Annotated in this window: 15 protein-coding genes and 5 tRNA genes; 11 read left to right on the forward strand and 9 right to left on the reverse strand. The window is 42.0% G+C overall.

The window, feature by feature from the left end:
- Positions 1-238 precede the first annotated feature (238 nt).
- Positions 239-574, forward strand: a complete 336-nt coding sequence (locus tag N482_RS09305; RefSeq protein ID WP_155730552.1) for a hypothetical protein — start codon at positions 239-241, stop codon at positions 572-574.
- 46 nt (positions 575-620) lie between these two features.
- Here the strand turns inward: N482_RS09305 and N482_RS09310 are convergent, their stop codons facing one another.
- Positions 621-1,982: a hypothetical protein gene (locus N482_RS09310; RefSeq protein WP_063376777.1), complete on the reverse strand. Its 1,362-nt coding sequence runs from the start codon at positions 1,980-1,982 to the stop codon at positions 621-623.
- Between the two features lie 413 nt (positions 1,983-2,395).
- Between N482_RS09310 and N482_RS09315 the strand changes: the two genes are divergently transcribed.
- Genes N482_RS09315 through N482_RS09345 form a run of 7 tightly spaced genes read left to right on the forward strand, consistent with a single transcriptional unit; the run spans position 2,396 to position 10,831 of the window.
- A complete protein-coding gene (locus tag N482_RS09315) occupies positions 2,396-3,664 on the forward strand; it encodes an efflux RND transporter periplasmic adaptor subunit (protein ID WP_063376778.1) in 1,269 nt (422 codons plus the stop codon).
- Positions 3,665-3,681: 17 nt separating this feature from the next.
- Entirely contained in the window at positions 3,682-4,377 is a 696-nt protein-coding gene (locus tag N482_RS09320; protein ID WP_063376779.1) for an ABC transporter ATP-binding protein, read from the forward strand.
- A gap of 9 nt (positions 4,378-4,386) precedes the next feature.
- Positions 4,387-5,754, forward strand: coding sequence for an ABC transporter permease (locus tag N482_RS09325; RefSeq protein WP_063376780.1), 1,368 nt, complete (start codon positions 4,387-4,389; stop codon positions 5,752-5,754).
- 4 nt (positions 5,755-5,758) lie between these two features.
- Positions 5,759-6,982, forward strand: coding sequence for an ABC transporter permease (locus N482_RS09330; RefSeq protein ID WP_063376781.1), 1,224 nt, complete (start codon positions 5,759-5,761; stop codon positions 6,980-6,982).
- A gap of 51 nt (positions 6,983-7,033) precedes the next feature.
- Positions 7,034-8,368, forward strand: coding sequence for a sigma-54-dependent transcriptional regulator (locus N482_RS09335; RefSeq protein ID WP_063376782.1), 1,335 nt, complete (start codon positions 7,034-7,036; stop codon positions 8,366-8,368).
- Positions 8,368-9,696, forward strand: coding sequence for a sensor histidine kinase (locus N482_RS09340; RefSeq protein ID WP_231100825.1), 1,329 nt, complete (start codon positions 8,368-8,370; stop codon positions 9,694-9,696). The genes N482_RS09335 and N482_RS09340 overlap by 1 nt, the downstream gene beginning before the upstream one ends.
- Positions 9,697-9,736: 40 nt before the next feature.
- Positions 9,737-10,831 (forward strand): hypothetical protein, encoded by a 1,095-nt coding sequence (locus tag N482_RS09345; RefSeq protein WP_063376783.1) that lies wholly within the window; start codon positions 9,737-9,739, stop codon positions 10,829-10,831.
- A 67-nt stretch (positions 10,832-10,898) separates the two neighbouring features.
- Here N482_RS09345 and N482_RS09350 read toward each other — a convergent pair whose 3' ends face one another.
- Both N482_RS09350 and N482_RS24795 read right to left on the reverse strand, forming a co-directional pair.
- Entirely contained in the window at positions 10,899-12,779 is a 1,881-nt protein-coding gene (locus N482_RS09350; protein ID WP_063376784.1) for a S8 family peptidase, read from the reverse strand.
- Between the two features lie 117 nt (positions 12,780-12,896).
- Positions 12,897-13,094 carry a hypothetical protein gene (locus N482_RS24795; protein ID WP_155730553.1) on the reverse strand — a complete coding sequence of 66 codons (198 nt, stop codon included), beginning with the start codon at positions 13,092-13,094 and terminating at the stop codon, positions 12,897-12,899.
- Positions 13,095-13,546: 452 nt separating this feature from the next.
- Here N482_RS24795 and N482_RS09355 point away from each other — a divergent pair, with 452 nt between their 5' ends.
- From N482_RS09355 to N482_RS09365, 3 genes are all read left to right on the forward strand, one after another.
- Positions 13,547-17,107 (forward strand): tetratricopeptide repeat protein, encoded by a 3,561-nt coding sequence (locus N482_RS09355; protein ID WP_063376785.1) that lies wholly within the window; start codon positions 13,547-13,549, stop codon positions 17,105-17,107.
- A gap of 164 nt (positions 17,108-17,271) precedes the next feature.
- On the forward strand, positions 17,272-18,033 hold the full coding sequence (locus tag N482_RS09360; protein ID WP_063376786.1) for a hypothetical protein: 762 nt from the start codon (positions 17,272-17,274) through the stop codon (positions 18,031-18,033).
- Positions 18,030-18,605: a hypothetical protein gene (locus tag N482_RS09365; protein WP_063376787.1), complete on the forward strand. Its 576-nt coding sequence runs from the start codon at positions 18,030-18,032 to the stop codon at positions 18,603-18,605. The genes N482_RS09360 and N482_RS09365 overlap by 4 nt, the downstream gene beginning before the upstream one ends.
- 87 nt (positions 18,606-18,692) lie before the next feature.
- Here N482_RS09365 and N482_RS09370 read toward each other — a convergent pair whose 3' ends face one another.
- From N482_RS09370 to N482_RS09395, 6 genes are all read right to left on the reverse strand, one after another.
- The gene (locus N482_RS09370; protein WP_063376788.1) at positions 18,693-19,313 is read right to left on the reverse strand and encodes a LysE family translocator; all 621 of its coding nucleotides are present in this window, start codon (positions 19,311-19,313) and stop codon (positions 18,693-18,695) included.
- Positions 19,314-19,446: 133 nt separating this feature from the next.
- Positions 19,447-19,533, reverse strand: a tRNA-Leu gene (locus N482_RS09375).
- Positions 19,534-19,570: 37 nt separating this feature from the next.
- Positions 19,571-19,644 (reverse strand) — tRNA-Cys (locus tag N482_RS09380).
- A gap of 17 nt (positions 19,645-19,661) precedes the next feature.
- Positions 19,662-19,737 (reverse strand) — tRNA-Gly (locus N482_RS09385).
- Between the two features lie 19 nt (positions 19,738-19,756).
- Positions 19,757-19,843, reverse strand: a tRNA-Leu gene (locus tag N482_RS09390).
- Positions 19,844-19,876: 33 nt separating this feature from the next.
- A tRNA-Gly gene (locus N482_RS09395) sits at positions 19,877-19,952 on the reverse strand.
- Positions 19,953-19,956: the final 4 nt, after the last annotated feature.

Here is a 19,956-nt window from a genome sequence, read left to right on the forward strand (position 1 = left end):
TGAAGATGAAATAAGTAAAAAATATGTAGAAACTCCAAATTGAAAATACAAAAGAACCAAAAAAACATCATTTTTAAATAAAAAATCACGAAAAAAAGGTGATGAGATACTACCATTGGACTGGTTAAAGGTCGCACGGAGAACGCTCGAAATAATGACCTAGACTAGAAAGTTCGGCCCAAATCATGAAATAATGGACCTATATGGGAAACTATTATACACCTCTGAATAAATGGATTTGATTTATCATAAGGATTCAACGCTGGCGCTGGCGTCATTACTGTTTATCATTACGCTTATTCCAACCAAAATGACCGTACGATTTATTGGTGCAGACTATGAAAGTATAGTTCGCTGTGCTGTCGTCGTATTAATCGCGACCATCACCATTTTGTTTTCTCTTCAAGCAATCGAATCACTTGTTAGTATGGCCTTTGTCTTTATTTGGATGATGTTCGTGTTTAATCGGACGCTGGGCTTGTCAAAATCTTGGAGCGGGATTATCACTGTGTGGGTGGGGTTAATACAACTTGCTGCCCTCCAAGGGCTACAAAGATTGGGCTTCCACTGGTAAAACTGACGATGACGCCCAGACCTATCGTTCTGGGCGTATGGCGGTCTTATTTATTAGGTGTAAATAGATAACTAATGGAAGTGTAGGATTGGTATTCTGGTAAAGAAAATCTAAAGGCGCCCTCTTTACTCGCTAAAAACGACCGGTAATCGTTCAATCCCTGAGGTGCATGAGGGTGCGCCCATAGTAATATTGAGAACTCTTTAAGGACTGAAAAATCGGCATTCCCGAAGTCTAATGCGTCACCAAACTGAAAATCTGGCAGCGTTCCTGCGACATTACCTTGAACTTCCCACTTTACTGACTGTCCGTCTGTGGTAGTAAAATCAAAATTCAACCGCAACATGTGTAGCCTTTTATCTACATGGCTAAAGTCATAGCTAAAATTAAAGTTGTTATTGACATTACCTGCAAAAAAAGCAGAACCGAAATCATTATTGACATTGACCGGTAACTCCACATCAACGGTACCATCATCTGCAATCACTGTCCGAGATGCTATATATGCACTAGCATTAAAATCACTGCTCCCTGTGTACAAGTCTTCATGTCGGGATATTCGATAATTAAAGGTCGATTCTAAACTTGGGAATACAAATGGCATGTAATCTTCTGGTATGAAAAAGCCCATATCATAGGCGCCATTGGTGCCTTCTGGCTCCAAAGACATAATTCTCGCAGAGCCATCGCTGATATATGATTTTGTAGAAACCTTTATTCCCCCATGTGTAAAGGCTTCACTTTTTAAACTATCAACGCTCACGTTTTTGACAGGTATTCTTGCAGCGACGGCTTCATCACCTGACGGGGATACGAGCGCAAAATGATGAGTGCCATTACTTTCACAATTGTACACGTCTATCGTTTGACTGCTGTTACTCAATTCGTGTTCAAGCACCCAATTCTTATCGACCAATTTATAACCAGGGTACACAGCCGCCAGTTCACTTAGATCTACATCAACCCTGTCACAGAAGTAGTCACTTTCAATTGGACATGCAGGCAGTGGACTTGGCCTTGAAAAATATATTTTGCCAAGGTTTACACCTTCACCTATTTCCATATATGTATGTACTTGATTGGTTTCCGCCTCAGAGTCAATGGCGGACACATGCATTGCAGCTTCCGGTACTTTGCCCGCATACTTGCCCTCAGCATCAGTTTTCGCTGTTGCAACTACCTCTCCATTGGCGTTATGAAAAACAATGTCAATATTCGGCTTTGCTTCGTCGTTCTCACAACCTCTAAAAACAGTCTCCAGCTGGATCGTTTTTTCTACCACTTTTTCAACTGTGGGCGTTAACGGGTTATTCGCTGAACTGTTATCTGACGAAGAACCACCGCAACCACCCAGAGATAAAATTATCGCAGCGCTGAGTAGAGAGCGAGTTAGCGTTATTTTTTTCATTTTAATTCCCTATTGAAACAACCCTGCGATTTTATCATGTGAACTTTTGTAATTAACTCTTCAAAATGAGTATGCTCATGAATTATAAGCCTTTATTGTAAACGGATGTAATAAAGCACCTAGTGAGTAGAATAAGTCCCGATAAGTTCGTGACAAATTAGTTCATCTACTTACCTTTAAAGTCACTTAAAAATTTCACTTTATTTATTAGCTTTTTCATTGGATTGATGCACAACACACCGTCCGTTGTCCGGCCACTTTTACTGTCCGCGTACTGTCCGGTGTCCGTCCGATTGTCTTCTTCACTATAAACCAAATACTTATAAATACTTAAATTTCAATAACTTAAAAATTGGCATAACAGTTGATATAAAGAAAAAGTGATATTAATTTAGTTCAAGGAATCAGATACCATGATCCGGAGTACATCTCATCAAGATAAGGTGATTGCCCACAGCTCGGCCTCTAAAAAATGGTTAATAACAGGCATTGCGACCATGGGCATGTTAAGTGCCATCACCCTGTCACTAGACAGCTTTTCACAGCTACTATCTGCTGAGCAAGTAGTTTCAAGTCAACAATTGAAAACCGCGAAGGTCGTACGTGGTGATATTCTTCAAGATATTCGCGTTGAGGGCCGCACCCTTGCGGCTGTCAGCCCGTCACTTTATGCCATAGCGCCTGGCACCGTCACCTTACATGTGAAAGCGGGTGATGCAATTAGCGCAGGGCAAATGCTCGTCAGCTTGGAGAGTCCAGAATTACGCAATCAGCTACTGCAAGAAGAAGCTACATTACAGCGATTAGAAATGGATATTAAACGCCAGCAAATTGCCATAAAACAGCAACAACTAGACAATACACAAGCCATGGAGCTCGCAAAAGTTGAGCTTGAAGCTGCACAAAGTGAAATGGCACGCGCGCAAGCAAGCATTGAAAAACAAATTATCTCAAAGCTTGAATTGGAACAAACTATGGTCGAGCTTAAACGCGCCGAATTAAAAGAACGCCATGCAATTGATAGCTTAAAATTATCTCAGGAACAACTAAGTTTTGAATTACAAAGTACCCAACTTGATTTAGACCGACAGCGCCACTTAGTCGCTGACCTGCAACGTAAAGTGGATGCGCTCAAACTGACATCACCACTCAATGGTATTGTCGGTAATATCAATGTTCAACAAAAGCAACATGTACAGCGCGATGCTGAGCTAATGTCTCTGGTCGATCTCCGTGAATTAGAAGTCGAAGCATATATCCCCGAAAACCTCGCTGATGATCTGGGCATTGGCTTAACAGCGAAAGTTCAAATCAACAATCAATACTTCCCAGCCACACTGATGGCCATTTCTCCAGAAGTAGAAAATGGCAGAGTGTCTGGTCGTATCCGTTTTGAGCAACAACCCCAAAACCTCAGACAAAACCAACGAGTTAATGCCCAAATAATTATTTCACAAAAGCAAGATGTGCTGAAAGTAGAGCGTGGTGCCTTTGTAGAAACAGGATCTGCCCGCACAGCTTATCGTGTGGCGGACGGAAACGCATATCGAACCCCCATACAATTGGGTGTGAAAAGTATTAAAGAAGTTGAAGTCAAAGATGGCTTACAGGTAGGTGATACCATAGTAATATCTAGCCTATCGGCGTTTGGGCAAGCGCAACAAGTCATCTTAAGCGAATAAAATAAAAAGGAACAACCATGCTAAAAATGAAAAACATCAGCAAAATATATCGTACTGACTTGGTAGAAACTCACGCGCTCAGTGGCGTTAACCTTACTATAGAAGAAGGAGAGTTTATCGCTGTAACAGGTCCTTCAGGGTCTGGCAAAACGACCTTCTTAAACATTACCGGATTACTAGAGACCTTTGAAGAAGGCCAGTACATGCTGGATGGTGAAGATGTTAGCCGGTTGTCGGATAAGCACTTATCTCGCCTTCGCAACGAAAAAATCGGATTCATATTCCAAGGATTTAACCTTATTTCTGATCTTAACCTGTACGACAATATTGAAGTACCACTCATATTTAGAGGGCTTAGCCAGCAAGCTCGAAAGCAGCGTATCGAAGAGAGCTTGGAGTTGGTCGGCCTAGGTAGCCGAGCACAACACTACCCTGCCCAACTGAGTGGCGGACAACAACAACGCGTTGCTATTGCTCGCGCCCTTGCTGGAAAGCCACGGTTCTTACTTGCAGATGAACCAACCGGTAATTTGGACACTTTGATGGCACGCCAAGTCATGGAACTATTACAAGAAATCAATCGACAAGGCACCACTTTAATTATGGTGACCCATGACAATGAGCTAGCACAGCGCGCCCATCGAAATATTCAAATATTAGATGGTCAACTGAGCGATATTGCAAAAAGCCAGTTAACTGATTTAGCGGTTTAAGGAGGTGTTATGAACGACCTGATACACCTTGCTTGGCAGGGGTTTAAACAAAAATCAAAACTGACAACTTTAATGGTCGCAAACCTCGTGATAGGTATCACTCTGCTACTGACTATGAGCACAATCATTGCACAAAGTGGCCACTCTGCACTTTCACATAAACTAGAACAATTACATCATGTCAGTTTAAATTTCATGGATGCAGACTTTGATAGAAGGAATGCGCTCAGAACACCTCCCATGACTTATCAGGACGCACAGGCGCTGACACTTGCATATAAACAAGGGGACATTGACCTTGAAGGATTGAGTTTTAGTTATACCACATCATTTGTATTAGATGTTGTAGACAAAAGTGCACGACCTCTGGACGCCACCAGCTCAGCTGTAGACCATGCGTTTTTTTCAATGATGCAAACCCCTTTTGTATACGGGCATGCTTGGGGCGAAAACATGCATGATGATGCTGTGATCGTGCTTGATAAAAAAGCAAATGACCACCTATTTGCAGGTCAAAATTCAGTGGGAAAGTTAGTCGTTATCAACAACCAGCAGCTAGAAGTTATTGGTGTTGTCGATTTATCAAACCACACCTATCGCTTTCAAAATATCAGCTTTAGTAATAGGGAGAATGACTTAGCGTTTGTTCCACTAGGATATGCGACAAATCACAATCTTCCACGGGTTGGGTATATGCCCTGTATGACCAAAGAAGAGTCGTCTCGCACTGGGTATCGTCAATACAATATGATTGGGCTAAAAACGGCGGAATGTGGTTACATTCATGCTTGGGCCGAAGTATCTCCATTACAGGCAGAGGAACAGCTGGGCAATTTCACACTATGGCTAAGAAATTATACGCAACAACAAACAACCCAAGGTCGCTTTACCCATGCTGAGCCATATTACTTACAGTCTTTAAAGCTGCTTCACGATACTATCTATGACTTTATGGATTGGGAGCGCGTCTACCTGAACTTCGCATATTTGTTATTCGCGATTACCTTAGTAAATACCGTCGGTATTTTATTGGCCAAAAATCAGCATCGTGCCAAGTTGGTTTCACTTTATCGTGCACTAGGTGCAAACAGGGCCTACATAATAAAAATTCAAGTACTCGAATTACTGATAGGCGCTACCCTTGCTATCCTTTTGGGGGTAATTGGCGCACAAGTTGGATTGTATGTCATGTACTTGCTAGCACTGTACCAAATGGACTATGTCGGAGTGTCCGAGCAAGTTCAAAAACTCTACTCGATGGACCTGTTTTTCGCACTTAAGGCGGCAGGCGCTATCTACTTAACAATTCTTATAGCTGGTTTGTTCCCCATTATAAAAGCCAGTCGTATCGCACCTGCATCACAATTAAGGGGGTAACACCATGGCTATCAAACATATTTTAAAGTTGATACTAAAGCACAAAAGTATTTCGCTTCTGATCACATTGCAAATTGCCATCGCAGTTACCATCGTGGGTAACACCAGTTTTATTAGCTATCGGACACTGCAAAACTGGCTTATTCCTTCTCATATCGCTGAAGAACAGATTATCAATGTTTATACACGTGTATTTGATAAGGAACTGGATCAAGGTGCTTTGATAGAAAGAGATCTTCGCAACCTGCGCGCATTACCTGAAGTCGAATTTGCCAGTTATGCGGCGAATGAACTTGTACTTGCAACCGTAAATGGTCGTAATTTTGCCCATAGTACACTAGATAGAGACAAGCAAGGAGAGCATGTTGCTCTATTTTCACAATCTCAGCAAGGTGTCGAAGCGTTAGGTATCAAAATCACGCAAGGGCGTAATTTTTATGATACTGAATACATTTTTTCTGACGGTGAGCAAGCAAGAAGAGCCAGCGTAATTCTTATCAGTGATGCACTCGCAACCGCTTTATTTGAAGAACAAAGTGCCCTAGGACAAACGATTTACTTGCACAATGAACGGCTACCCTATCAAGTAATCGGTACTTACACAGATATGATGCTGGGCGAAAGTGCAGTATACAATAACAACTGGTATCACTCCGCCGTTATACCAGAAGCACACTACGCACAAAATAGCCAAGTTAACTACATTATTAAAGTACATAAAGACACTACAGAACAAACCCTAGAGCGCATTGAAAACCTTTTATTCAACGAGCAAGGGCGGATTGTAAAGCAAGTTGAATATGCAGCCCGCGCTAAAAAGCGCCTATGGGACGGACGCAGTACGTTTGCTTTTATAATGATGGGGATTAGTGGGATCGCGATTTTAGTGACAGGAGTTGGTATAGTCGCACTGGTTTCTTTTTCAATTTCAGTGCGTACAAAAGAAATTGGTGTACTACGAGCCTTAGGAGCCAGTCAATCTAGAGTGATGAGATCCTTACTCGTTGAAAATAGCATATTGGCTTTTGGGGGTATCGCTATTGGTCTATGCGCAGCATTGTGGCTCAATCAGTACTTTGTCACAAATCTTAGAATACAAGGACTGATAGTGCCTTGGTTGGCAGCTATTGTCGCCATTGGGGTTTGGTTACTAAGCGCCTGTGCGGTCTATATACCGGCTAGAAAAGCAGCTAGAATAGCCCCTGCTCAAGTAACGAAAACCAATTAATAAAAATAACAAGCCAGCACTTTTGAGTGCTGGTATCTGAGTTTTAAAGTTATGCAACATAGAATACTTGTTATCGATGACAACCAAGATGTAATTAAAGCACTCAAACTGCTTTTTTTGCTCAATGACATTGATTGTGATGGTGCTACGTCGCCCGATAAAGGCTTGGCCATGCTCCAAAATTCAACTTATGACCTCGTCATTCAAGATATGAACTTTACCTCTGACACGACATCTGGGGTTGAAGGAAAAACGCTTTACAAAGATATCCGTCAACTCAACCCAGATTTACCAATTATCCTTCTAACTGCATGGGCCAATCTAGAGATGGCCGTAGAACTTATCAAAGACGGGGCAGCTAACTACTTAGAAAAACCCTGGCGAGAAGAGAAGCTACTCGCATCTGTTAACCAGCTTTTAGAAATGTACCGCTTAGAAAAAGCACAGTTTCAGCAGCAGCAACAATCCATTGCACGTGCAACCAAATTGACTGATAAGTTCAACCTAGCAGGGCTCGTTTGTGCAGATCCCGCCATGCTTAGTTTATTGGAAGTTGCCACCCAAGTCGCGCATTCAGATGCGCCTGTTTTAATTACCGGCCCCAATGGTGCCGGTAAAGAGAAGATTGCCGAAGTCATTGTCGCCAATAGTCCTTATCGTGACGCTCCATTTATCAAAATGAACGCTGGTGCATTACCTGCGGATTTAATAGAAGCTGAGTTATTTGGCGTAGTCGGTGGTGCCTATACTGGTGCAACTAAAAGTCGTATTGGCCGATTTGAAGCTGCGGATGGCGGCACACTATTTTTAGATGAAATAGGCAACCTTCCACTCTCTGGTCAGCAAAAATTACTGCGAGTATTACAAACAGGAGAATTCGAACCCGTTGGCAGTAGCCAAACTAAACGAGTCAAAGTACGCGTGCTAAGTGCCACAAATATAGATCTTGCCGCAGCAATTTCACAGGGCCAGTTTAGAGAGGACCTCTACTACCGCCTTAACATGATTGAGCTTAATCTTCCGTCTCTGGCGCAGCGACCCGAAGATATTATTCCTTTGGCTAATCACTTTATCGACCATACTAAGCGATTGAGTGCTGGCGCTCAGCATGCTTTAAAACGCTATCACTGGCCAGGTAATGTCAGGGAGTTACAAAATGTGATTGGTCGAGCAACACTGCTTGCGCAAGGTGAAGTCATCGAAGCACAAGATCTGGGGTTACAAATCAAGCAAACGAGTTCAGCCACTTCATCAGAGTTTTCAGCGCAAGATATTCGCACAGCCCTGCAGGCCAACGATGGTAATGTAACCCATGCAGCGAAGAGCTTAGGGCTCAGCCGCCAAGCAATGTATAGACGCATGGACAAGTTTGGAATCGCACGTTGATGAAATTTAAGTCGTACTCACTGGCTGGCAAAATGGCAATCTTTTGCATCGTGGCTCTTTTGATTTTGGTAGCAACTCAGTCTGGGTTACTCTTTTTAGGTGCATCATTTAACGCTGCTACAGTTGGGGCATTTTTGCTGGTGATCCCGTTAGTATTTATATATTGCGAGGTGGTGTTTAGGCAACATAAGCACGTAATAGATACGCTCACGAATGGACTAAAAAGCATTCGTGATGAAGACTTTTCAATCCGTATTGCCGAGTATCATAGCTATGAATTAAAAGATCTCCTGCGTATGTATAACATATTGACGAGCAGTTTAAGACAACAGCGCCAATCCTCCAATCAACGTGAAATTTTATTAGATAGTATCGTTCAAGCATCGCCCATGGGCATTATTTTGCTGGATACCTTCCATCACATTGTCTATTCCAACGGTGAAGCAGCCCAACTGTTAAAAAAACCGAAACTAGAGGGGATGGCGCTGCATCAAAGTATCAAAAAATTACACCCCAACTTACAAGTTGCAATTACCGAACAACAAACTGGCCTGATTAGCTTTGAACAACATGACCTAAAACAAAGTTACTATTTAAGCTTTAAGCAAGTCACGTTAAATCAAAAGCCTCATCGACTCTTAATCTTCAAAAACGTTTCCCATGAGCTAAGCCAAGAAGAGATTAATATGTGGAAAAATGCTATCCGCTTAATCAGTCACGAGTTAAATAATTCTCTTGCGCCTATTAGCTCACTCACTACTTCTGCCAAAACGATGGTGGAACAAAGCAAACATCTAAAATTATTACCCGATATTCTGCAAACCATAGACCAACGGACTACCCATCTTAGCGAATTTATTGCGCAATATGCTCATTTTGCAAGGCTGCCCAAACCCAACTTCGCCTACCATGATTTAGCGCCGCTTTTTGACCAAGTAAACAAGCTCTACCCCTTTGAAATGTTGGCTTCACTGCCTGTTACACGCGCATACTTTGACATAACACAAATGGAGCAGGTGCTCATTAATATATTAAAAAATGCCCATGAATCTGGTAGTCTACCTCAAGAGATCGCAGTTAAAGTAGTCAAAGATTATACTCGCCTCAGAGTTGCGGTGGTGGACAGAGGCACAGGGATCATCGACGGAAATCATCACCAGGCGCTACAACCTTTCTACTCGACTAAAACTGATGGCACAGGCTTAGGTTTGAGCCTATGCAACGAAATAATTTGCGCACACCAAGGCCTAATTAAACTAAAGAATAGAGAACGAGGAGGGCTAATGGTTGAATTTGATATCCCTTTACAGGACACTAAATACAATTAAAGGATTTGCATCTGACTTTAGGTGCCCAATAGGATGGCCCATGACCCCCTTATATCGCTTTGTAATCACATGCCTATACCCTATTACTCTTGTAGGCTGCCAAATAACATCTGTTGTGGAAAAAGAGCCTGCTCCCACAGTGGTAGCTCCTTGCTGGCTGCAAGCGCCCGTACAATCAAATCAGGTAGGGTTCATTGGTACAGCAGCGCCATACAGTGCAACCCAATATGGCTCTTTGATTGCGAGTCGTCAGCGCGCTTTAGTGAGATTACTAGAGCACTATGCAATCTCTGAAATCGACGTAGAATTGAATAAAGTCACACATAACTTAACAAGCATTTCCTTAGAAAATGGGCAGGAGGTCTATTTCTCGGACCCTCATGTAACAGCGGATACACTTTACAGCTACGCGAGTACCTCGGCACTCACGACCAATAAACAATGCCAGCCAATTGAGTGTGACTTTTCTCAGTGTCAACCTTCATGGTTATGCCAGAACAGTCACAATAGCGTTATTGGTGTGAGTTATTACACTGCATTCGCACACCAACAAATCCCCATGAACGCACAAAATGCCAAAGTTCTTGCAGGCTACCTGAGTCAGGCGAGAGTAAACGTTAAAGAGCAATTACGCGAAAGCTACGTATCTGATGAGCAATCTGAAACCCAATACGCCATAAACCTATCTCGTCAAGGCAATGTTTCTGCTCAAAAAATAGAGCAGCCAATACTCATGACTAACAGTTGTACTTACGGCGCAACTCTGTTTGCTAATTACAGCCTCCCAACACGAGAAGCTCCCCTTTCAAACCCTACTAATTGGCGCAAAAAACAAGAGTTTGAAGGTAGAAGTATTGTTTTAGGAAACTTTGGTGAAGATGGCACGATAGCGCCTGATAACCTCTTAAGTAGCGCCATTAAATTCGCCATCCGAGATGCACTGGTTGAGCTTGCAAAAATAAAAGGAATAGAAATTTCTTCAAATAGTACACTTGTACAAAATGAGGGGCGCTACTTTTTAAACCATACCTATTATACCATCGAGCAGACTGTAAATGGCCGCCTACTTGATATCCAAATCAATTACAAAGATGGGCTTCCTAACGTCTATGTTTGGCTGTTAGAGGGCAGCTAAACACATAATGCGGCCCTCTTGTTCAGTAAGGGCTGCTTCTGCCCCTACTGAGTTGAGTGTGTAGTGGTTACCTTCCACCACTACACATTAAACTAAGCCCCTTACAGCTGTAGTTTACTTCTTCTTCCTCTAAACCCGAAAAGTCCAAAATGCTATATCCACCATCTGTAGGCTGTGATTGAGAGGCGTTGTTCATATTACATGACCCTTGAGCTTCCCACATTGACGGCACCGCTGATGGACTTAAATTCTTATTCCAGTAATGTGCGGTGTACACGATACCGTTATATGTCACTTTTTCACCACCGGAATAGGGCTTGTTTTGATACCACTCTTGCGGGCAATCAGGCGTGCGCCCTGCATGCAAATACGCAAGTGCCTTTGTAAAGTTAGGTAGGCCATACCCATAAACATTGTCATGTCCAGAAGACCCTAAGTCGTAACTCGTTTCTTTAAGCGCATTAATGATGTCTGTATTGCGCCACTGTGGATTTTGAGACCACAACCTTGCTATACCGCCAGAAATAATCGCTGTTGCCTGTGAAGTACCTGCGCCTACGACATAATTGCTGTGGTAACTGCTGATATTGAGAGTGATATTTGAGGTGTCACCTTCAACAGGCCATTGATGAACAAGTAACGTTGGAAATTCTGTGTAATAGTCTAGCCCCTTAACAGAACCGGTAGCGCTTTGCGGATAATCAATCACTAAAACTTTACCACTTGCCGCTTTACAACTGTTTTGTGCATTACTCAAAGCAACTCTGGTGTTGTAAGGTAAAGTCCGCTCAGAAATCTGCTGCTCAATATCTGCCGCAGTCAACGAATATAAACATTGCGCAGGCAAGGTTGCTTGCATAGAGTGGCTGCTCACACCAACATCAATTTGTGTATAACTGAGCAACTGTTCAGCTCCACTGCCTTGCTGAACACCAACTTGCTGCACAGCAAAGTGGCTACGGTTAGCGGTGGAAATTATCTTGCTGCCTGGCGCGACTAAATCAATTTCGCCATTCGCAGGCGAGAAAGATGCCGCCACGCCATTTGTGTCAAGCGCACCGATAGACAAAACGTTGTGGTATGACGCAGGATAGTGCAGCGAGTCATTATGTAACCCACTCAGCTTTTTCAGCTGTGAGCCATGATTACCCGCTGCCGCAACAAATATCACGCCTCTATCGTATGTTAAGCGGTCAATCACAGCCATCGTCATTGGCGAGAATTGATCCCCACTTAGTGACATATTGATCACTTTAGCGCCTGAGTTTGCACACACTTCTATGGCTTCTATCAAACTACCGCCGGAAATTGAAGAGTTTTTACCATGTGCGGTTCTAATAAGCTTGTGTACTTGCAGTTTAGCGACCCCTTCACTGAGAGCCCCTTTAACACCAATACCATTGCCTTGAGCTGCTATAATTCCCGCCATATGTGTACCGTGGCTCAATGCATCCTGATTCCAAAACCCTGCATATACGCTATGATAACCATTTATATTGTTGGGTAAGTCTGGATGCGCGCTATCAACGCCAGAGTCAATAATACATACTGGAATTTCGTTCAATGCTACGGGCAAACTGTTAATACCTGTAGCCCTTAGCCAATAGGGCTCAAGTTCGCTGTTATTAAGAGTGTCTAGACTATGTGAACTATTTTGAAGATAGTCGAGCGAGTTGTTACTCAACGACAAGCCATAGTCGGGTTCAAGTATGACTCCGTTTACTTGTTCCAGCCCAGCCACCTGCTGAGTCGATAGATAACCCTGCGCAATATAGTTGTTACCATTTCGTCCAATGACTTTCAAAGAACTGAGCACATTGGGTGATAACTGCCCTTGAGCGTATTCCACCAAGTAAGAACTACCACCCCCTTGAGCATGCGCAGCTGGCAAAATACTTAGCCCTGTTGCTATACCTGCAATTAATAGACTTTTCTTCGAATAGACCATATCCCCTCCTAACAAAGCGATGTTTCTACTTTTGATTATTGTTTTAAATTTATTGTATTTTTCTTGTTTACAAACACTGCGATTATTTATCTGCTAAAGCCACCTGTTTAACGCTATTTACACACCTATCGCGCTTGAACTTCTACTCTTTAAAGCTACTGTTTCACCTATTTTATTGCTTTTACTCACACCAGCCCAGTCGCTCAATAACAATGTTTTTAATGCAATAAAAGTAACATCAATTGGCACAACAAATAATTGCATAATACGCCATAAACAGAAATCTAATTCTTCACATACTTGAACTAAAGACAAATACCTTTACCAGCTAACTCACGTTTTAATTTCACCGAACTATACAGTCCAGATCAAAACTCCGTAGAGAAAAGCGGGTTCTCTATACTAACAAACGAAAAATTGATTAAAAAATAACAAACCAAACTCAACTTAATCCAATAAATTAAAAAAAAGGTAGATTTATAAAAAAAATCATAGTAGGAAAGTCAAAACTCAAGCCTTATCATGTACTTTACTAAAATGGTGCTTAAAGAAAGCATTAAAGTCCCACAAACTTGAATAATATTCATAAGAGACAATAACGCATGTTAAATTTAATTTTTTCACCGCAAATGTTATTTTTTGTCTCTAATTGACGTTGTAATAAGGAGTGAGCTGTAAAAACACTATGCTGCGGTTCGATGGTTCAACACAATTGAGTAAAAATAGGTGCACATACCATGTGCAGCATTAATTAATAAGAGCAAGAAATGATACATATTCTTTTGTCTGACAAGCGCTATACGTATAACCCAGAATTCAGATTTATAAAGCCAAAGGATCAACAAAAGGTTAAAGTAAAATTTGCCAATGATTTGGTGCTCGCACTGGGCTATAAATTTAAGGAGCAGAATAACTACTTCACTATGGCAGCAGAAGCTGCTTTCATGTCCTTAAATCCTCTCGACAGACAACAAAGCCAATTTTTTATCGAGCTCAAGCTTACATCAAGTAATCAAGAAACCATCAACTTACAGCAAGACAGCACGAGTATTGGCCTTGGGTATGCCCTTGGTTGCTATTTAGCCTACCGTAGTCATCTAAATAAGCATATTCATCTAGACGATACCTTATTTGCAACTGGTGAAGTATCTCCTAGCGGTAATGTGCATAGTATTGGGCACATCAACAATAAAATTAGAGGGGCCCTGTATGCGATGGCAAATCGCCACAGCGGTTCTTTTACCATTTTTTACCCACAAGCGAACCACCAAAACATCGACCCTGAACTGATTGAACAAGCTTTGGCAATTGGCGGTAAACTTTGCCCAATTGAGCATATAAACCAAGCGCTTTTTCATATACTCGGTGAGGACTTTGACGGTGAACAACAAAACAGTACCCTGACCTTTAAAGGTTTATGTAGCTTTGATCCTCACGACGCTTATTACTTTTTTGGACGAGAAGAGTTAACCGCTAAATTGGTGAACTTATTTAATGAAAACCCGACTCTGATAAAAGTTCACGGTGTTTCTGGAAGTGGCAAATCAAGTCTTATTAAGGCTGGATTATTGCCAGAGTTAACCAAGCAAATCGGTGATATCAAATGGGCAATTGGGTTACCAAAACAGTTTTCGGACAGTCGCGCCCTATTAACGCATTTTATTAACTCCAATGAAGCCGGGGTTTCCACAATATTACAAACAATGGCTGTCGACTTAGACCTGTTCGTTGAAGCGTTATTAAGTTTAAATACCACCTACTTAGACGAGCTATCTCATCATCTAAGCGCGCACAAAACAACTTATGTTTGGTTCGTAGATCAATTTGAAGAAATCTATGAATTAGAGCCCCACAGTCGGTTACTCCAAAGTTTGGCGTTACTTGGTGAACACACCCCATTAAAAATAATTACCAGCATACGAAGTGAGTACCTACACCAGACAGATATGGTTGGTAGAGACTTTTACGTTCCCCACAGTTTGTCTGCCGAGGATTGGCTGAAAATAATCAACAACCAAGCACTCGCTTTAGGCATTATTTTAGAAGAAGGCCTAGCGCAAACAATTCAGACCGAAGCGTTAAAACTGTCTCACGCGTTGCCAGCCGTAGAATATTTGCTGGCACAAATGCACGCTCTAGCGATTACCAGCGAGCAGCCCAAAATGCTCTCTTTTGCACAATATAACCAGCTCAATAAACTGACTGGTGTTATTTACCAACAGGCTGAACATATACTAGGACAGTTTGAACCACTCACAGAACAATTCTTTGAACTGTTTGTTGGTGTAAATATCAATGGAACTTGCTACGCACGCCATGTCGACTTTATTGCATTAGAGCAACAAAACCCAGAGCTGTTAGGGTTAGTTAATGCATTGATAGAAAAACAACTTATTATTCGTCATCAGGCTCAAAAATTACCTCCCTATGTGAAGCTAACGCACGATTGCCTGATCACGATTGCAGATAACCTTTCTCTGGATCAGCAAATTTGGCCCAGATTTTATATTTGGCTCACGGCAAGAAAAGAGTACCTACAATGGTTTCATGGTGTTGAAACCAAGTATAAGCAATGGAAAAACTTCGCTGGACAACCTCAAGAACAGTATCACTTTGCATTAACTAAACATGAGCTTTCAGACGGAGCTAAGTACCTTAGTCAACCCGGCACTGTTGGTCTGGAGTCGGTAAAAAATTACATAATCACATCGCAAAGTCATTACCAAGCTTCTCTTGAATTACAAAACAAAACTCAACAGCGTAGATTGTTTACTACCAGCTTGTTATTTGTCTGCGCTTTGGGCACAGCAACATATTCCTATTTCCAAAAACAACAGATAGAAAAGGAACAAGCAAAAACAGCACAGGCTTTAATGCATCTAAAAGATAATGTGCTTATTAATATTGACTCTATAGAGCCAATACTCGAGCAGTACCTACCCACCTTTCAACGCAAATATTTAAACGCCCTCTTGTCAAAGTTAGTAGACAGTGTCGATGATATCCCGCTTGATGAAATAGATAAGCTCAGGCTACTGCTCATTAAAATTAAAATACTACGTCAAGATGACTCAACACATATTGACGAAGTAATTGATACCCTTAGCGCTTTGGAGAGTCGCCTGACATCCATAGCAAACAAGGGCTCGAAGGAGCAACAACTCTTTGTTGCTTTTAAGTATGAACTTGGCGCACTGCTGCTTAAACAAGGTAGAGCGGATGAAGCTAGATCCTATTTTCAACGGGCGCTCGAGCACATTGAAAACATGCAAGAAGATGAGTCTCTAACACTTACTAAAGCTAGAGCAACATCGCAGATAGCTTCCATTGCGCTAGATGCTGGAGACATTACTTTTGCTTCTGAAAAGCTCAATCAAACACTGCAAATATTAAATAGCATTGTCCCTTCTCAACAACTAGAACAAGCCTACAATGTACTGAGAATTAACGTCTTTAGAGAGCTGGCCAAGGCTTCGCCTTCACAACAAAAGTCGAGTGATTTACTGTTACAAGCTAAAACGACACTTGAGAAACAGCTCAGCAACGATCCCAATCACCTCGTGTCACAATACAACCTGCTCCGCACCTACATCAACCTTGCTGAGTACAGTACAAGCAGGACACAGGCATTACAGTACTATCAGCAAGCAGATGATCTTGCACGCATGTACTCCATTAAAGATCCTGACAATGTTTACGTGCAGGTTGCACAGCTGTTGTTGGCAAGTCGCTTAGGCAAAAATAAACTATCGCAGGGCTACCTAATTGAGGCACAAGAGCACTTTTTAATCGGCCTTGATATTGCGAGAAAATTACGACAACTCAATGAACATAACACAGATTGGCAAGGACATAGTATTGAGCTCTATACAGCCTATGCCGATTACTTCGAAGAGTCTGCACAACCAGAACAAAGTACACTTTACTATGAAAAAGCACTACAGGCGGCCGAGCGCTTAACGGCACAAGACGAAGATAACTTAGACTTTGCCAGTTTACTGCAAGGTGTTCATTCCAAAGTCGCTTCTCACCTATATGACTTAGGTGACAAAAAAGCCGCACAGTCTCACCTTGAAAAGGCTCGCGTGATTGCTTTGGCGTTAACCCAAAAGCGCCCAAGTAATCAAGCATATCAAATTAGTTATCGAAAAAAGCTCTTTAACCTTGGCTATGTTGCTTCAGAAATAGGAGAGACAGAGAGTGCATGTAACTATTTTACTCAAGGGAAAACACTTTCAGAAAATTATTTAAAAGCCAATGCGAGTATTAAATGGCAAAAAGCCAAAAATAAGTTTGAACATTATATTGAATTATTAAAATGTAACTAAAAAAGCAACAAACTTTGATAGCATTAGTTTGAAGACGTAAAACATTGTGCTGAAACTTTATCAAAAGTTGTTATACCGCAAATAGCCATGAGGTGACTCACATTAGAGTAAGCCATACAATGGGCGGGCAAAAGGATACAACAGCAACGACAAAGGGGGTATTGATGTGGTTTGATAACAAACAAGCCGTACAAGAAGCGTATAAATTTATTAAGTTTTTACTTAGAAAAAAGGCAATTACGGACCATCGTATCGATACCGAAGCACTGATCCAAGAGACTTTACTAAAAGTGATTAAAGCAACCAAACAAGAAGCTGAACAAGACAAAGGAGCGCATCCAGATGCCCAAAGGCTTAATGCACAGGGTGACTTTAATCACGTTTTAAAAGCTTATACATATCGTGCTTTTGAAAGCGTCTACTTGGATATGGGTAGCAATGTAACGTACAGAAAAAAATCTGCGTCTGAGCAAGCAAAAGCCCCTGATGAGGGCCGTTCAGTACAGATAATTCATTTATATGAATCTAATCAAGGTGATGAAAAATCGAGCAACATTTATGAGCTGATGCCGAGTGATCAGCCTACTCCAGATCAGGTAACTAAAATGGATAAAAATGCGCGGCTATTTATAAACCTACTGTTAGAAACGATTGCACAAGAAGAAGATAAGCAAAAACAAGCACTCTTTTATGACTTTTTTTCTTTGTCTTTTAGGCAAAATGCATTGACTCAAAAACAGCTTGGAGAACGTCACGGCTTTAAAGGAAATGCGGCAATCACATATATATCTAGATTTGTAACTAAGTTGGCAAAACGCGTTGAAGAGTCTGGGTTAAGCCTAGAATTAGGTGGTAACCCACAAGCAGATTTCGACATTTACTTTCTCACTCACAGCAATAAAATAAATGAGACGATATCAGTATGAATAAGGTTAAGATCACAGACAAGGTATTGGAGTCGCTAGAAGATCACCTCATTGCAAAATCAATTACAGAATTTGAGTATGAGGATGACAAAGCGCTCACACCTCAAGAAATGGCGATTATCGAGCATATCTATAATCAGCACAAAACCGAACAAGTAGCGCCCAATGAACTCTGTTTCGAGGTACCTCTTCTCGCTGCAAGTGCAGAGCAAATCAGTGTAGATAAGCCATGGTGGGACTTTGATACCATCATAAATGACACTTTTCAGCTCGCAGTATTTAGCTCTTACGGGCAAGAGCTCAGTAAGCATGTGGATTTCGAACTCAACCCACTTAAAGGCAAAGAGCGGGAATTCAAAGACTATTTCGATACATTCAGAGGCACTAAGCAAGGCATTCGTATTTACTGGGCCAAGAATCGCCGCCAAGTCGTTATGGAAGGCGAATTAGTGCATTCATTTGAAGGAGACTGCGTTAGTGGTCAAGGTAAAATTATTTCTAGCGAGTATTTTGGCAATGGTCATTTCAAGCTAATGCTCGAATTTTTTGCTTTATCGGGCGAAGAACAGTAGTAATGCTTGATTGCTGTGAGCACCTTATTCGTTGCGGGCAGACTTGCCCGCACTTTTTTAATTACATGAGATATGGATAAATAACACTTATTGCTCTAGCGTTGCTGTGATCCCACCAGCACCAACCAACATACCTCCCGACAATCTATTAAATAGCCGCTGGCCACGTTGTGACGCAACTGACGCGCGCACTTTATGCGCACATACCGCATAGGTCGATGAACTTATTAATGAAACGCTTATAAATGTGCACCCCAGTATCAGCATTTGCTCAACAACGCTTTTTTCCGGGTTAATAAAGAGTGGAAGAAATGCCATGAAAAAAATCAGCCCTTTGGGGTTTAAGGCTGTAACCAATACTGAATCTCTGAATAGCTTAAAACCGCTATATTTGACTTGATTAGACTCAGGCGATGTATTGTTATTGGCCTGACGCCATGCACGTACTCCAAGGAAAACTAAATACAAAGCACCAATATACTTCATCACATTAAATGCGGTTGCTGATGTAGATAGCACGGCACCTATACCAAGCAAAGAACAGCTTAACGCAATAAGATCACCACTCGCTATACCAAGAATCATAGGCAATACTGCTTTTTTTCCATTTAACAACGATTGGCTTACCACTAGTAATACAGCTGGGCCTGGCGTAAAACACAGAGCTAATGATGCTACGAAAAAAGACAACCACACTTCAATACTCATTATTAATCCCTTTAACCATGACAAAGTTATGTTAGCGAGCTTAGCAAGATTATGTGTAGGGTGAAAGAGAACAACAAACCAAATGGTTTATTAAAGTCGATAAAATAGAAAATAAAGCATTCGAATGAGTAAATGGTGCCCGGGGCCGGACTTGAACCGGCACGCTGTTACCAGCGAGGGATTTTAAATCCCTTGTGTCTACCAATTCCACCACCCGGGCGACGGATGTCTATATGAACAGATTACGTGGAAGTAAATGGAGGCGGAACCCGGAGTCGAACCGAGGTAGACGGATTTGCAATCCGCTGCATGGCCACTCTGCCATTCCGCCATACTCTTAAAAAGAGTTGGAGCGAGTAACGAGGTTCGAACTCGTGACCTCGACCTTGGCAAGGTCGCGCTCTACCAGCTGAGCTATACTCGCATTTTCACTTGTAAACAAGTGGTGCCCGGGGCCGGACTTGAACCGGCACGCTGTTACCAGCGAGGGATTTTAAATCCCTTGTGTCTACCAATTCCACCACCCGGGCATCGGGTTGCAAAAGCCAACCTTAAAGTAAAGTTGGAGCGAGTAACGAGGTTCGAACTCGTGACCTCGACCTTGGCAAGGTCGCGCTCTACCAGCTGAGCTATACTCGCACAA

Source organism: Pseudoalteromonas luteoviolacea NCIMB 1942 (assembly GCF_001625595.1).
Classification (GTDB): Bacteria; Pseudomonadota; Gammaproteobacteria; order Enterobacterales; family Alteromonadaceae; genus Pseudoalteromonas; species Pseudoalteromonas luteoviolacea_A.